We start from the raw sequence: 13,574 nt of genomic DNA, 5'->3' as shown, positions 1-13,574 counted from the left end.
GTGAAAGGCAAACCGCAGATTCCCTTCGGGAATGACAACCAAAAGGACACGCAGACTCTACGCCAACTGCTCTTTTGCTTTAGTTTCTTCTGGCGTCGCGCCGTGGGTGCATTTGGGCAGGTGAGGATCGGCAGGAGGGATGCAGGATTTACATGCTTGTAATCTTCAGCGTTGGGGGCTTGCTACACTTTCAAATATGCTCGAGCAACCTTTGACTCATAGCTTTACGGATGGAAAGAGCGCGGGAACGACGATCCTGAAGCTCGTTGGGCCGCTGACTTTATCTACGATGTTCGGGTTTCAGAATGAGTTTCGCGCGAAGACGCCGCAGGTGATGATCGTGGATCTGAGCGAGTCGCCGTATATGGATTCTGCCGGGCTGGGGCTGCTGATGAACTACTACGTGTCGGCGGAGAGCCATGGGCGGAAGCTGCTGCTGGCGGGTGCGAATGAACGGATTACGGCGGTGATGCAGATGACCAAGGTCGATAAGATCTTGAAGAACTTTCCTGCTGTGGATGCGGCTGAGGCTAGTTTGTAAACTCCGCTTCGCTGCTCGTGAAAGGCTAACAAACAACTGTCCTGCCGGACGGGCTCCCTGCGCGGGAGGCGGTCACTTCGTGACTTGTATACCTTGTCTTGGTTGGTCAGATGCCTGGGGCCTCCCTTCGGTCGGCGTGTGGGCTTATTGTGGCGTGATGATGCCTCCTACTGGCATGCTCTTTGGGAGAGCGGCTTTCTTCTCGTTTGGTCGCTTCAGATGCATGGCTTCGGCGGTCATGTCGGTGTACTTTAGGCCGGCGCCGGTGTTGAAGAGGACGACCTTGTCGGTTGGCTTGAGCTCGCCGGTGGCGAGAAGCGCGTCGTAGGCTGCGGTGGCGGCGGCGCCTTCGGGCGAGAGGAAGATCCCTTCGTGTTTGGCCCAGTCTAAAATGCTGCTTAATATCTCCTCGTCTGAAAAAGCCAAGGCTTTGCCTCCGGATTGGCGGACGATGTCGAGGATGATGGCGTCGCCGTAGGGCTTGGGAACGCGGAGGCCGGCGGCGAAGGTGGCGGCGTTCTGAAAGAACTCGCTGGCGGGCTTGTTCTCTGCGAAAGCTTTAGCTACGGGGGCGCAGCCGGAGGCCTGGAGGGCGTACATCTTTGGTCTTTTTCCTGACACCCACCCCAGGGCTTCCATCTCTTCGAAGGCCTTCCACATGCCGATGAGGCCTACGCCGCCGCCCGTGGGATAGAAGACGGCGTCGGGATACTGCCAGCCTAGCTGCTCAACTAGTTCGTAGCCCATGGTTTTTTTGCCTTCGACGCGGAAGGGCTCCTTGAGGGTGGAGATGTCGAACCAGACCTGGTGGGCGGGGGTGTTGGCTTCGCGCTGAGCCTTGATGTTTTCGGCAACCATGCGGGCGCAGTCGGAGATGAGGCCGTCGACCATGGTGACGTCGGCTCCGTAGAGAATGCCTTCGAGGTAGTTGGCGAAGGGGACGTCCTGAGGCATGAAGATGTGCGAGGCGATGTCGGCGGCGGCGGCGTAGGCTGCGAGTGCTCCGGCGGCGTTGCCTGCGGAGGGGACGGCGAGGTGCTGGAGGCCGTAGTGTTTGGCCATGGTGACGGCGAGCGAGAGGCCACGGGCTTTGAAGGTGCCGGTGGGATTTGCTCCCTCTTCTTTGATGTAGAGGCCGGGGTAGCGCTTGCTGTGGAGCATGGGGGTCCAGCCCTCGCCGAGGGTGACGGGGGTTACGTCGGGCAGGACGCTCGAGTAGCGCCACATGCCGAGGCTGGCTGGGGAGGCTGCGGCGCGGGTGGCGATGTCATCGCGGCTGGCGGTCTGGCGGAGCTTGTCCATGTCGTAGCGGACGTAGAGAGAGCCGGCGCAGAGGGGGCATAGAGTTTGCGGCGTTTCAGCGGAGACGTGGTGGTGGCAGCGGGAACACTCGAGCGATGCAATGACGGCCATATATTAGATGCTAACGGATTTTGGTTACAAATAGGGTGGCGCTATCTGCTGGCGAGCGCTGCGCGGTTGGCCTTCCGGCCGGGATCGCTACGCGCGGCGCGGTCACTTCGTGACAGGTATACCCCTTTGGGTGGCGCTCCCGTTGGTCGCGAGGAATATCTTTGCTCCGACCCTCGGGAGGCTTTGCGAAGCCGGTATGTCACGAAGTGACCGCTGCCCGCGTAGGGCGAGCCTGAGGCAGTTCAGCGTCAATGGCGCTGGAGCCAGCGGCGGGAGGTGAACTCCGTGACGATGCTGGCGACCAGAAGCGCGATGCTGATGGCGAAGGCGCTGATGACCCAGTTGAGCTCCATGCGGCCCTTGAGCATGAACCTGTCGAGCAGGGCCAGGACCAGGACGAGGACCGCCGCCTCTGCGAAGAACGACGAACAGCGCGGTGCTGCGATGGCGATCAGGTCGAGGATCGGGGAGGGTCTCTTGTGGGGCGGAGCTTCGCCTCCAGGTGGAACCAGCGCGATTCGGTGGGTGGACTGAGGACTAGAAGCTGGAATTTGCTGCGGTGAGATGCTCCCGAGGGAGGTTAGTACATTTTTGTGAAACATAAACAAGCCTTTGTGGTGCCTAATTCAAGTGTCTCCCGGGTGGTGCGTGAATGTCACGTGAATTTCCGGTAAATCAAAGAAAATGAACGGTTTATGGATATATATGCGTTGCAGATGAGAGAATATGCAGGGAAATCGAGGTTTGGAATGCGTTTGATCGCGGTGGATATGGACGGGACGCTGGTGGGGCCGGATGGGCGGGTGAGTGTGCGGAATCTGGCTGCGATGAAGTCGGCTGAGGCGGCCGGGTTGACGGTGGTGGTGGCAACGGGGCGGCGGCACTCGTATGCGATGAAGGTGTTGCGGGGGTTAGGGCTGCGGGAGGAGGATGCGCTGATCAGCTCGAATGGGACGGTGACACGGACGATTGGGGCGCAGTTGCTGGAGAGGACGTTGCTTCCGGTGGAGACGGCGCGGTGGCTTTGTGGTCATGTGGCGGAGTTTCGCGATGCGCTGGTGGTGACCTTCGATAAGGTGGGGGAGGATGGGGAGGATGTGCGCGGGGCGCTGGTGGTGGAGCATCTGGCGGAGCTGAACGCGAGTATCGGCAGGTGGGTGGCGGCGAATGAGCCCTATATCGAGTGCGTGGTGCCGATTGAGAAGGCACTGGAAGGAGACGCGCCGATCCAGATGATGCTGTGCGGGACGGTGGAGAGGATGCGGAGGGCAGAGGCGCGGCTGCTGGAGCATCCGGGGGTGTCGGCTGTGGGGATGACGCCGCTGCGGAGGGATGAGGTGCGGCGGCTGGAGAATATTGGGTTGGCGAAGGGCGGGATTGCGCCTCAGGAGAGGGCCGCAGGAGCGGAGGCGGCGCTGCATCGGACGGAGTATCCGGAGCGAGATTTGAGCATCGTGGACATTCTGCCGGCGGGGTGCAGCAAGGGGTCGGCGCTGCTGCGGCTGGCGGAGACGCATGGAGTGAAGGCGGAGGATATTCTGGCGATCGGGGATAACTGGAATGACGTTTCGATGCTGGAGGTTGCGGGGCAGGCGGTGTTGATGGGGAACGCTCCGGAGGATTTGAAGTCGATGGCTGCGGAGAGAGGGTGGGTGATGGGGCGGCGTCATGATGAGGATGGGGTGGCGGAGGCGATTGAAGCGGTGTTGAACGGTCTGCCAGTGACACGATAGTGGGAGTTTTGACTGAGCGGACAGCGGGCGGGGGATGGTAGGCTTTAGGGGTGGCATTCTGTCTTAAAGCGTTGGCGTTTGGGCTGGCGGTAGTGGCGGTGTGTCCGCTAGCGCGTGCGGCCGAGCATGTGACGCTGAAGAACGGGTTTGAGGTGGACTGCGTTCGGCGGGAGGCGGTTGGGGATAAGGTACGTCTCTACTTCGTTGAAAAGGGTAAGCCGGCTTCCGATGAGAACTATATGGAGGTTGCGGCGGACGCGGTGGTTCGGGTTGAGACTGTGGCCGATGTGCCGGAGCCGGTTGCCGAGGTGAAGGTGCCGGATGTGAAGGCACCGACTGCAGTCACCCTGATGACTGCGCCGACGAAGGAAGAGATGCATGAGATGTTGTCGCATGCGGGTACAGCGCACAATATCGATGAGGATCTGCTGGCGAGCGTGGTGCGGGCGGAGAGCGGTGGGCAGGTGCGAGCAGTTTCGCGGACGGGCGCGCAGGGGCTGATGCAGCTGATGCCGGGCACTGCGAGTGCGATGGGGGTTGAGGATTCGTTTCGTCCGGAGCAGAACATCTCGGGCGGAACGGCTTATTTGGATATGCTGCTGACGCGATACCACGACAATGTGGCGCTGGCGTTGGCGGCCTACAACGCTGGACCTGGCGCGGTGGATCGGTATCATGGGGTGCCTCCGTATCGCGAGACCCGGGCGTATGTGGCGCGGGTGATCCGCGAGTTCAATCGGCGGAAGCAGATAGCAATGGTCGCGCAGGCCCGATAGAGCACGATCTACAGACCAAGAGAGAGATGAATGACCAAGCGTAATGGAGTGGTGTGGGGAGTGGGCGCGGTTGCGCTGGTGTTGCTGGTCTGGTTGTTTCGGACGAAGGTGCAATTTGACTGGGCCAACTTCTGGCAACAGCTTCGGTATGTGAGCCTGGGGCATATTGCTGCGGGAATTGTGCTGATCTACGTTACGTTCTATCTGCGGTCGGTGCGGTGGGCGGTATTTCTGTCGCCAACGAAGAAGGTTGCGGCCACTTCCCTGCTGGGTTCGCAGTTCATCGGGTTTACCGCGGTGGCATTATTTGGGCGGCTGGCCGACTTCACACGGCCTTACCTGATCTCGCGGCGAGTCAACCTGTCGTTGAGCTCCCAGATAGCGGTGTGGACGATTGAACGGATGTTCGATCTGGGAGCGGCAGCGCTGATCTTTTCCAGTGCGCTGGCGTTTACTCCAAGGGGGCTTCCTCACCACGAGGTGTTTGTGAAGGCGGGCGTTTTGAGTATGGGAGCTACGCTGGCGATTGCGATCTTTGCTGGTGTGGTGCGGGCGGCGGGTGGTACGGTGGCCTCGTTTGCGCGAGGGACGGTGGGGCTGGTTTCGAAGGCCGCTGGCGAGAGCATTGCGACGAAGATTCTTGGGTTTCGCGATGGGTTGAATGCGTTGTCATCTGCACGGGACTTTGGTGTGGTGACGGTGCTTTCGCTGACGATGTGGGTGATGATCGGGTTTGCGTATCTGGAGACGGCGCATGCGTTTGTGCATACGCCTGAGTTGGCCGGGGTGACCTTCTCCAGGACGATGCTGCTGATGGCGGCTAGTATTGGCGGGTCGTTGCTGCAGCTTCCGATTATTGGATGGTTTACGCAGATTGCGATTACGGCTGCGGCGATGCATACGTTTTATGGTGCGCCGCTTGAGGCTGCTACGGCTTGCGGGGCTTTGTTGCTGGTGGTGACTTTTCTCTGCATCATTCCTGCTGGATTGATCTACTCGCGGGTAGAGCATGTTAGCTTGAAGAAGGTCGCCGAGGAGAGCGAGGCGGCTGGGGCGGCGGTGGATTTGGGGTAAGGATGGATGTCCTGCCGGACGGGCCTCCTACGCGGAGGGCGGTCACTTCGTGACTTGTGTACCTTGTTTCGGCGAGAGAGAGGGTATGGGTCCTCGCGATGCTCGGGCCGACCAGCGGGAGGACCTTGGTTGATGACGATGCCACGACCGGTAGACGCGTCACGAAGTGACCGCCCTCCGCGTAGGAGGCCCGTCCGGCAGGACACGCGCTGCTAGAATCGATGTATTCCGATGAAGTGCCCCTACTGTGGTTTTGCCCAAGACCGAGTTGTCGATTCACGCGAGAGCAAAGACGCAGACTCGATACGCCGGCGACGGGAGTGCGAAGGCTGTAACAAGCGATTTACGACGTATGAGCGGATCGACGAGATCCCCTACATGGTGGTGAAAAAAGATGGACGACGGGAGAAGTTCGACCGGCAGAAAGTGCTGAGCGGGCTGCTGCATGCGTGCGAGAAGAGGCCTGTTGCCGCGGTGAATCTGGAAAAGATTGTGGATGAGACCGAGGCGTATGTGGTCGACTCGCCAGAGCGCGAACGGACGACCAACGAGGTTGGCGAGCTGATTATGTCGCGGCTGAAAGATATCGATACGGTTGCATATATTCGGTTTGCTAGTGTGTATCGGGACTTCAAGGATGTGCGGGAGTTCAAAGAAGAGCTGGAAGAGTTGTTGAATGGAAAAGATGCGAGGAGAGTGTCGAAGCGCTGAGATGACCGCGGATCTTCGCGGATAGGACGGATCTTTGCAGAACAGACAACGACGAATATGGGGATTCTTCACTGCGTTCAGGATGACAACCAAAACAAACCAATCTGAAGACAATCTTTCAATGACGGTCTTTGAGGTACTCCAGAAAAGGCGGTAGTGGATGATGGCAGCGAAGAAGACGCACAGGATTACTTTGATTCCGGGGGATGGGATTGGCCCGGAGGTCTCTGGCGCGGTGGTGAAGATTCTCGAGGCGGCGGGTGCGGCGACGGGTGTGGCGTTTGACTGGCATCCCTATGATGCGGGGGCGAATGCGTTCGAGAAGACGGGCGAGTACATTCCGAAGGCGCTGTATGACTCGATCGAGAAGAATCGTGTTGCGTTGAAGGGTCCGGTGACGACGCCGGTTGGCGGAGGGTTCACTTCGATCAACGTTACGCTGCGAAAGAAGTTTGAGCTGTTTGCGAACTTTCGCCCAGTGAAGAATCTGCCGGGTTTGAAGACGAAGTATCCGGGGCTCGATCTCGTGATTGTGCGCGAGAACATGGAGGATCTGTACGCCGGGCTGGAGCATGAGGTGGTGCCGGGGGTGGTGCAGGCTCTGAAGATTATTACCGAGAAGGGTTCGACGCGGATCGCGAAGTTCGCGTTCGACTATGCGCGGAAGCATGGGCGGAAGAAGATTCATGCTATCCATAAAGCGAACATCATGAAACTGTCGGATGGTTTGTTTTTGCGCTGTTGCCAGACGGTGGGGAAGGATTTTCCGGAGATCGCGTATCACGAGCACATCGTGGATAACACCTGCATGCAGCTGGTGATGAATCCTTATCAGTACGATATTTTGCTGACTGAGAATTTGTATGGGGATATTCTGAGCGACCTTTGCAGTGCGTTTGTGGGTGGGCTGGGATTGGTTCCGGGGGCGAACCTTGGGACCGAGTGCGCGATCTTCGAGGCGGTGCATGGGTCAGCGCCTGACATCGCCGGGAAGGATATGGCGAATCCTACTGCGTTGCTGCAGAGTGCGGTGCTGATGCTGCATCACATTGATGAACCGGCGACGGCGGAGCGCGTGCAGGCCGGGCTGGAGCAGGTCTATCGCGAAGGTAAGACGCTGACGAAGGATGTCGGCGGTACCAGTGGAACGAAGGCGTTTGCGGATGCGGTGGTGGCGGCGATGGAAGCTCCGTTGGCAGCGGCTTAGCGCATGTTTTGTTTTGTGCAATGCTGAAGTTATCAGTCGATGGTTCGTTGTGTGAGGTGGTATGAGGCGGATTTGTGGTTGGTTGATGGCGGCGATTGCCAGTGCGGCGTTGAGCGGGCTGAGCGGATGTAAGCCGAGCGATGCAGTGAAGCATAGCGATGATGCGAGTACGGCGACGGTGCCGGCGGCTCCGCCGGCTTCGACGGTGCAGCTGGATAAGGCGACGCTGGGGATGGTGACGGGGACGATCCGTTTTGTGGGGAAGGCGCCGGAGCCGGTGAAGATCGATATGTCGATGGATCCGGTCTGCTCGATGATGGCGGGAGACAACTTTGCCGAGCAGTATGCGGTGAAAGATGGGAAGCTTGGGAATGTGTATGTGTATCTCAAGAGCGGGCCACCGGCGGCGATGTTGTCGGGTGGGCCGACGCCTGCTCCGGTGGTTCTGGACCAGGTGGGATGCAGGTATGTGCCGCATGTGATTGCGTTGGTGCGGGGAGGAGCGGTGGAGTTCAGGAACTCGGACTCGACGATGCACAACATCCATACGATGCCGACGGTGGCGGGGAGTCAGGCAATCGATATCTCGCAGGGACCGAAGGGCGCGGCGCAGGTGAAGCAGTTCAATCAGCCGGAGGTGATGATTCCGGTGCGGTGTAACAACCATCCGTGGATGAATGCGTTTATTAACGTGTCGGCTACGCCGTTCTTTGCGGTGACGGATGCGGATGGGCATTTTGGGATTAGCGGATTGCCGGCGGGGACGTATACTTTGGCGGCAGTGCACGAGAAGCTTGGCGAGCAGACGATGACGGTGACGGTTGAGCCGAAGGGAACGTCGAAGGTGGACTTCAGCTTCAGCGTGAAGTAGATTCGTCGCGAGACAAATACAGGGCAGCCACGGAGGCGGGATGATTGCAGGATTGGCAATGTTGCAGCATACGGCGCAGTTCACGGTGGATTTGGCGTTTGTGGTTCATGCGCTGCCGCTTTGGTTCCTGGTGTTTGCTTTGTTTCTGCCGCGGATAGCGATGCTGGTGGCGTGGTTTCAGGGTTTGCTGGGGCCGTTTCACTTCGATCTGACGCCGCCGCACTTTCAGGGTGTGCTTCCGCTGCTGTTCTGGCTGCTGCTGCCGCGGGCGCTGGTGCTTTATCTGATCTATCAGGATCAGGGGATTCACTTCTGGTTTCTGCTTCATCTGCTGGTGGCGTTGCTGGTGTGGGCGGGCGGTGGGCACCGGATGACGCGGTCACGGCGGCGGGATAACTAGTAGCGTCCTGCCGGACGGGCCCACTACGCGTGGGGCGGTCACTTCGTGACGCGTATACCTTCTAGTAGTTAGTGAACGATACTGGTCCTCCCGTTGGTCGGCGTTGAGGTGCGTCGCCTTTTTAGGCACTTCTCGTTTGTCTGGACGTGCGGGTGTTCGGCTGGCGCGTTATTCTTAGTGGATGGAACGACGCAGGGTTGGCATTCTTGGCGCGACCGGGATGGTCGGGCAGCGATTCATTCAACTTTTGAGCAATCATCCGTGGTTTGAGATTGCGTGGCTGGCAGCGAGCGATCGCAGCGCCGGGAAGACGTACGCCGAGGCTTGCAGGTGGAAGCTGGATACTCCGCTGCCGAAGCGGATTGCGGCGATGACGTTGCAGCCGAATGTTCCTGAGGGGTCGGCGATTGAGTTGCCGAAGATTATTTTTGCGGCACTGGATGCGGATATCGCTCGAGAGCTGGAGCCGAAGTTTGCGGCGGCGGGATGCGCGGTGATCTCGAATTCGAGTGCGTTCCGTATGACGGCGAACGTGCCGCTGGTGGTGCCGGAGGTGAATGCCGATCATCTTGCGCTGCTGGAGACGCAGAGCTCGAGGAAAGAGCATGGCGGGCGCGGCGGATATATCGTCACGAATCCGAACTGCAGCGCCATTGGGCTGGTGCTGGCGCTGAAGCCGTTGGAAGAGAAGTTTGGGATTGAGAGCCTGTTCGTGTCGACGATGCAGGCGGTGAGCGGCGCGGGGTATCCGGGGGTGGCATCGCTCGACATTCTGGGGAACGTGGTGCCGTTCATCAAGAATGAAGAGGAGAAGCTGCAGGAGGAGGTCGGCAAGCTGCTCGGACGCCTTAGCGGCGCGAAGGTCGAGATTTTAGATGCGAAGGTGAGTGCGCATTGCAACCGGGTCGCGGTGGAGGATGGGCATACGGAGTGCGTGAGTATCAAGCTGAAGAAGAAAGCTACGCGCGAGGAGATTCTGGCGGCTTGGAGAGAGTTTCTCCCGTTGGAGGGACAGCATCTGCCGACGGCTCCCGAGCAGCCTGTCGAGTATGACGAGGGAGTGGATCGGCCGCAGCCCCGGCTGGACAGGATGCGCGGGCATGGGATGGCGGCGACGGTGGGGCGGCTGCGCGAGTGCCCGCTGCTGGACTGGAAGTTTGTAGTGCTATCGCACAATACGATTCGCGGCGCGGCTGGAGCGGCGGTGTTGAATGCGGAGGTGCTGGCGCTGCTGGGCAAGCTCGATAAGCTGGGTGTGCCGCTGGAGAAGTTTTCGGCCAGGGCTGTGGCGGTGACGGCTTGAGTGTAGCGCGAGAGAAGCTGGTAGTGATGAAGTTTGGCGGCACGTCGGTGGAGGATGCGCCGGCGATGAAGCGGACTGCGTCGATCGTTCGGGGACGACGGGAGAAGGGTCTGGAGGCTGTCGTTGTGGTGTCGGCGATGGCGAAGGTGACGGATCTGTTGTTGTCGGCTGCGGCTGCGGCTGGGCGCGGGGATAAGGCTGGGTCGCTGGCGATTGGTGCTCGGCTGAGACATCGGCATATCGATACGTCGACCGCGTTGCTTGAGGGGGAGCGGTGCGTTCGAGTTCAGCAGGTGTTGCATCAGGAGTTCGATGCGCTGGATGATCTGCTGCGCGGGATTGCGGCTGTGGGCGAGTTGACTCCGCGTACAAATGATCTGGTGGTGAGCTTTGGCGAGAGGCTGTCGAGCAAGATGATGGCTGAGGCGCTGGAGCAGCATGGCTTGCAGGGTGCGCATGTGGATGCTCGAAGCTGCATCATTACGGATGCGAGCTACGGCAAGGCGGTGCCGCAGGATGCTGCGATTGAAGCGAAGCTGGCGGAGATTGTGCTGCCACTGATTGAAGCTGGGAAGACGCCGGTGATGGGCGGGTTTATTGGATCGTCGACGGAGGGTGTGACGACTACGCTGGGGCGCGGTGGCAGCGACTTTACCGCTGCGCTGGTGGGCGGCGGGATGCATGCGGGCGCGATTGAGATCTGGACGGACGTGAATGGGATTATGACGACCGATCCGCGGATATGCCCGGATGCACTGCGGGTGAAGACGATCAGCTTTGAAGAGGCTGCGGAGTTGGCTTACTTCGGCGCGAAGGTGCTGCATCCGGCAACGATATTGCCTGCAGTGCAAAAGAGCATTCCAGTGTGGGTGCTGAACTCGCGCAATGCGGAGAATGAAGGCACGAAGATTACGGCGATGGCGGCGAAGTGCGCTAGTCCATTCAAGAGCATCGCGGCGAAGAAGCGGTTGACGATTATTGACGTGGTTGCAAGCCGGATGCTGATGTCGCATGGGTATCTGAAGGCGGTGTTCGATGTCTTTGACAAGTGGAAGTGCGCCATTGATATGGTTTCGACGAGTGAGGTGAGTATCTCGCTGACGGTGGACAGCAATCAGCAGTTGCCGGAGATCTGTGCGGAACTGGCGAAGATTGCGGATGTGAAGATGGAGGGGCATAAGGCTCTGGTATGCCTGGTGGGCGAGGATATCCGTGGACACAACGGCATTGCGGGACAGGTGTTTTCGGCGATCAGCCATGTGAATGTGCGGATGATCTCGCAGGGGGCGAGCGAGATCAATATGAGCTTCATGATTGATGAAGAGGATGTAGAGGAGGCGGTGCGCAGTCTGCACAACCACTTCTTTGCGAACCCGGATGAGACGGTGTTCGATGTTGCGAACCGGGTTCAGCTCGAGAGCAAGGCTGGATAGTAGAGGCGGAGAAAGGGAGACATGCGGGTTCTGGTTTTGGGGATGGGGAAGACGGGCAAGCTGGTGGCATCGGTTGCAGCGGAGCATGGGCATAGCGTTCATGTGCTGGATGCGAAGGAGAATGCGGGGGCTTCGGCGCTGACGCCGCCGTTTGTCTCGGGGTTCGATGTGGTGATTGATTTCACTACGCCAGAGGCGGCGGTTCAGAATATGCGGGCGTGCCTGGCGACGGGCGCGAAGATGGTGATTGGTACGACGGGGTGGTATGACAAGCTGCCCGATATGCGGGCACTGGCTGAGCGGAGGCAGGCAGGGTTGTTGTATGGGACGAACTTTTCGGTGGGTGTGCAGGTGATGCTGAAGCTGGCTGCGGCGATGGGGAGCGAGTTGAAGAAGGCCGGGTATGCGTTTTCGATTGCGGAGACGCATCATGCGAGTAAGCTGGATTCGCCCTCCGGCACCGCGATAAGTCTGGCTAAAGTTGTGGAGGCGGCAGCTGGTGCGACTGCGGTGCCGGTTGAGTCGAAGCGTGACGGGGATGTGATGGGAGTGCATTCGCTGACCGCTGCGAGCAACGCGGACCAGCTGGTGCTGACGCATGAGGCGTTTTCGCGGAGAGGGTTTGCCGAAGGCGCGGTGAGGGCGGCGGAGTGGTTGTCGTCGCGGACGGGATGCTACGACTTTCAGAGTGTTTACACCGAGGTTTAGCGAACGGAACCAACGAAATATGGGGTCTCTCCACTGCGGCGGCAAAAGCGCCGCCTTCGGTCGAGATGACACTTCTTAGTGAAAGCATGAGGAATCGACAATGAGCGTTGCGGAAGCAGTAGCGAAGACAAAGTTTGCGGATCTTACGTTTGAGGAGAAGCTGGACCGACTGGCTGAGGTTGCGGTGAAGGTTGGGCTGGGGTTGCGTGCTGGACAGGAGCTGATCATGTCCGCTCCGATGGAGGCGTTGCCGCTGGTGCGGCGGATCACGGAGCACGCGTACAAGGCGGGGGCGTTGCTGGTGACGACATTCTACGCGGACGATCCGAGCGTGCTGGCGCGGTTTGAGTATGGAGCGGATGCAAGCTTCGACTATGCGCCGAAGTGGCTTCAGGATGGGATTGCAGAGGGTTTCCGGAGTGGCGCGGCGAGACTGGCGATTGCGGGGACGAATCCTGCGCTGCTGGCGAAGCAGGATCCGGCGAAGGTGGCGCGGGCCAATGTTGCGGCGTCGAAGGCGGGGAAACCGGCGATGGAGTTGATTACGCGGCATGAGATCAACTGGACGATTGTGGCGTGCGCGACGCCGGAGTGGGCGAAGCTGGTGTTCCCGGGAGAGCCGGTGGAGATCGCGGTAGCGAAGCTCTGGGAGGCGATCTTTGTGGCGTCGCGGGTTGCGGTGGACGATCCGGTGGTCGAGTGGCAGGAGCATGGAGCGCGGCTGAAGAAGCGAGTGGACATGTTGAATGCGAAGCGGTTTTCGGCGCTGCACTTCAAATCGCAGGATGGGGCTACAGATTTGAAGGTGGGATTGGCGGATGATCATCTGTGGGCCGGTGGTGGGACGACTGCGGGGAATGGAGTGTATTGCCAGCCGAATATTCCGACCGAGGAGTGCTTTACGACTCCGCATAAGGACCGCGTGGATGGGACGGTGAGGGCGTCGAAGCCGCTGTCGCACCAGGGGACGCTGATTGAGAATATTGCGGTGCGGTTTGAAGGCGGGAAGATCGTTGAGGCTACGGCGACGGCTGGAGAGGATGTGCTGAATCGGTTGATCAGCACGGATGATGGGGCGCGGCGGTTGGGGGAGGTGGCGCTGGTGCCGCACTCGTCGCCGATTGCGCAGAGTGGGGTGCTGTTCTGGAGTACGCTGTTCGATGAGAATGCGGCGAGCCATATTGCGCTGGGGCAGGCTTATTCGACGTGTCTAATTGGCGGCGAGAAGATGGATGCGGAGCAACTTGCGGCTTTGGGTGCGAATACGAGTTTGATCCATGTAGACTGGATGATTGGGTCGGGCGAGATGGATGTGGATGGCGTGGCTGCGGATGGGACTGCTGAGCCGTTGATGCGTAGGGGTGAGTGGGTCTAGGGGGATTGCCCGGTGATCGGCTCGATGGC

General features: G+C 59.7%; 14 protein-coding genes. 12 read left to right on the top strand and 2 right to left on the bottom strand.

The genetic code is table 11. The features are described from left to right. The first annotated feature begins 139 nt into the window (after window positions 1-139). On the top strand, window positions 140-541 hold the full coding sequence (locus RBB75_RS12815) for an STAS domain-containing protein (RefSeq protein WP_257030853.1): 402 nt from the start codon (window positions 140-142) through the stop codon (window positions 539-541). Between the two features lie 144 nt (window positions 542-685). Here the strand turns inward: RBB75_RS12815 and RBB75_RS12810 are convergent, their stop codons facing one another. Both RBB75_RS12810 and RBB75_RS12805 read right to left on the bottom strand, forming a co-directional pair. Next, window positions 686-1,954, bottom strand: a complete 1,269-nt coding sequence (locus tag RBB75_RS12810; RefSeq protein WP_353068291.1) for a threonine synthase — start codon at window positions 1,952-1,954, stop codon at window positions 686-688. 248 nt (window positions 1,955-2,202) lie between these two features. Further along, complete coding sequence (locus tag RBB75_RS12805; protein ID WP_353068290.1) at window positions 2,203-2,556, bottom strand: hypothetical protein; 354 nt, start codon at window positions 2,554-2,556, stop codon at window positions 2,203-2,205. 147 nt (window positions 2,557-2,703) lie between these two features. On the opposite strand from RBB75_RS12805, the gene RBB75_RS12800 reads away from it, so the two are divergent. The 11 genes from RBB75_RS12800 to RBB75_RS12750 all read left to right on the top strand — a co-directional run bounded on the left by RBB75_RS12800 (window position 2,704) and on the right by RBB75_RS12750 (window position 13,545). Beyond that, the gene (locus RBB75_RS12800; protein ID WP_353068289.1) at window positions 2,704-3,687 is read left to right on the top strand and encodes an HAD family hydrolase; all 984 of its coding nucleotides are present in this window, start codon (window positions 2,704-2,706) and stop codon (window positions 3,685-3,687) included. 50 nt (window positions 3,688-3,737) lie between these two features. Further along, complete coding sequence (locus RBB75_RS12795) at window positions 3,738-4,463, top strand: lytic transglycosylase domain-containing protein (RefSeq protein WP_353068288.1); 726 nt, start codon at window positions 3,738-3,740, stop codon at window positions 4,461-4,463. A 30-nt stretch (window positions 4,464-4,493) separates the two neighbouring features. Then, window positions 4,494-5,537, top strand: a complete 1,044-nt coding sequence (locus RBB75_RS12790; protein ID WP_179637089.1) for a lysylphosphatidylglycerol synthase transmembrane domain-containing protein — start codon at window positions 4,494-4,496, stop codon at window positions 5,535-5,537. 231 nt (window positions 5,538-5,768) lie between these two features. Next, window positions 5,769-6,248: a transcriptional regulator NrdR gene (gene nrdR / locus RBB75_RS12785; protein WP_179637087.1), complete on the top strand. Its 480-nt coding sequence runs from the start codon at window positions 5,769-5,771 to the stop codon at window positions 6,246-6,248. A 160-nt stretch (window positions 6,249-6,408) separates the two neighbouring features. Beyond that, the gene (locus tag RBB75_RS12780) at window positions 6,409-7,455 is read left to right on the top strand and encodes an isocitrate/isopropylmalate dehydrogenase family protein (RefSeq protein ID WP_353068287.1); all 1,047 of its coding nucleotides are present in this window, start codon (window positions 6,409-6,411) and stop codon (window positions 7,453-7,455) included. Window positions 7,456-7,516: 61 nt separating this feature from the next. Further along, window positions 7,517-8,326, top strand: coding sequence for a carboxypeptidase regulatory-like domain-containing protein (locus RBB75_RS12775; RefSeq protein ID WP_353068286.1), 810 nt, complete (start codon window positions 7,517-7,519; stop codon window positions 8,324-8,326). Window positions 8,327-8,366: 40 nt separating this feature from the next. Further along, a complete protein-coding gene (locus tag RBB75_RS12770) occupies window positions 8,367-8,726 on the top strand; it encodes a hypothetical protein (RefSeq protein ID WP_353068285.1) in 360 nt (119 codons plus the stop codon). A 181-nt stretch (window positions 8,727-8,907) separates the two neighbouring features. After that, the gene (asd, locus tag RBB75_RS12765) at window positions 8,908-10,029 is read left to right on the top strand and encodes an aspartate-semialdehyde dehydrogenase (RefSeq protein WP_353068284.1); all 1,122 of its coding nucleotides are present in this window, start codon (window positions 8,908-8,910) and stop codon (window positions 10,027-10,029) included. Window positions 10,030-10,055: 26 nt separating this feature from the next. Next, window positions 10,056-11,462 carry a lysine-sensitive aspartokinase 3 gene (gene lysC, locus RBB75_RS12760; RefSeq protein ID WP_353070391.1) on the top strand — a complete coding sequence of 469 codons (1,407 nt, stop codon included), beginning with the start codon at window positions 10,056-10,058 and terminating at the stop codon, window positions 11,460-11,462. Between the two features lie 21 nt (window positions 11,463-11,483). After that, window positions 11,484-12,170, top strand: a complete 687-nt coding sequence (locus RBB75_RS12755; protein WP_353068283.1) for a 4-hydroxy-tetrahydrodipicolinate reductase — start codon at window positions 11,484-11,486, stop codon at window positions 12,168-12,170. Window positions 12,171-12,270: 100 nt separating this feature from the next. Then, entirely contained in the window at window positions 12,271-13,545 is a 1,275-nt protein-coding gene (locus tag RBB75_RS12750) for an aminopeptidase (RefSeq protein ID WP_353068282.1), read from the top strand. The last annotated feature ends 29 nt before the right edge of the window (window positions 13,546-13,574 follow it).

Source organism: Tunturibacter empetritectus (assembly GCF_040358985.1).
Taxonomy (GTDB): domain Bacteria; phylum Acidobacteriota; class Terriglobia; order Terriglobales; family Acidobacteriaceae; genus Edaphobacter; species Edaphobacter empetritectus.
This window is presented reverse-complemented; position numbering and strand designations above follow the sequence as displayed.

Excerpts from the sequence above, each read along its gene's own strand:
- RBB75_RS12800 (WP_353068289.1), top strand. The coding sequence starts at position 2,704 with ATGCGTTTGATCGCGGTGGATATGGACGGGACGCTGGTGGGGCCGGAT.
- asd (WP_353068284.1), top strand. The coding sequence starts at position 8,908 with ATGGAACGACGCAGGGTTGGCATTCTTGGCGCGACCGGGATGGTCGGG.
- lysC (WP_353070391.1), top strand. The coding sequence starts at position 10,056 with ATGAAGTTTGGCGGCACGTCGGTGGAGGATGCGCCGGCGATGAAGCGG.
- nrdR (WP_179637087.1), top strand. The coding sequence starts at position 5,769 with ATGAAGTGCCCCTACTGTGGTTTTGCCCAAGACCGAGTTGTCGATTCA.
- RBB75_RS12780 (WP_353068287.1), top strand. The coding sequence starts at position 6,409 with ATGATGGCAGCGAAGAAGACGCACAGGATTACTTTGATTCCGGGGGAT.
- RBB75_RS12755 (WP_353068283.1), top strand. The coding sequence starts at position 11,484 with ATGCGGGTTCTGGTTTTGGGGATGGGGAAGACGGGCAAGCTGGTGGCA.
- RBB75_RS12810 (WP_353068291.1), bottom strand. The coding sequence starts at position 1,954 with ATGGCCGTCATTGCATCGCTCGAGTGTTCCCGCTGCCACCACCACGTC.
- RBB75_RS12790 (WP_179637089.1), top strand. The coding sequence starts at position 4,494 with ATGACCAAGCGTAATGGAGTGGTGTGGGGAGTGGGCGCGGTTGCGCTG.
- RBB75_RS12750 (WP_353068282.1), top strand. The coding sequence starts at position 12,271 with ATGAGCGTTGCGGAAGCAGTAGCGAAGACAAAGTTTGCGGATCTTACG.
- RBB75_RS12770 (WP_353068285.1), top strand. The coding sequence starts at position 8,367 with ATGATTGCAGGATTGGCAATGTTGCAGCATACGGCGCAGTTCACGGTG.
- RBB75_RS12805 (WP_353068290.1), bottom strand. The coding sequence starts at position 2,556 with ATGTTTCACAAAAATGTACTAACCTCCCTCGGGAGCATCTCACCGCAG.
- RBB75_RS12815 (WP_257030853.1), top strand. The coding sequence starts at position 140 with ATGCAGGATTTACATGCTTGTAATCTTCAGCGTTGGGGGCTTGCTACA.
- RBB75_RS12775 (WP_353068286.1), top strand. The coding sequence starts at position 7,517 with ATGAGGCGGATTTGTGGTTGGTTGATGGCGGCGATTGCCAGTGCGGCG.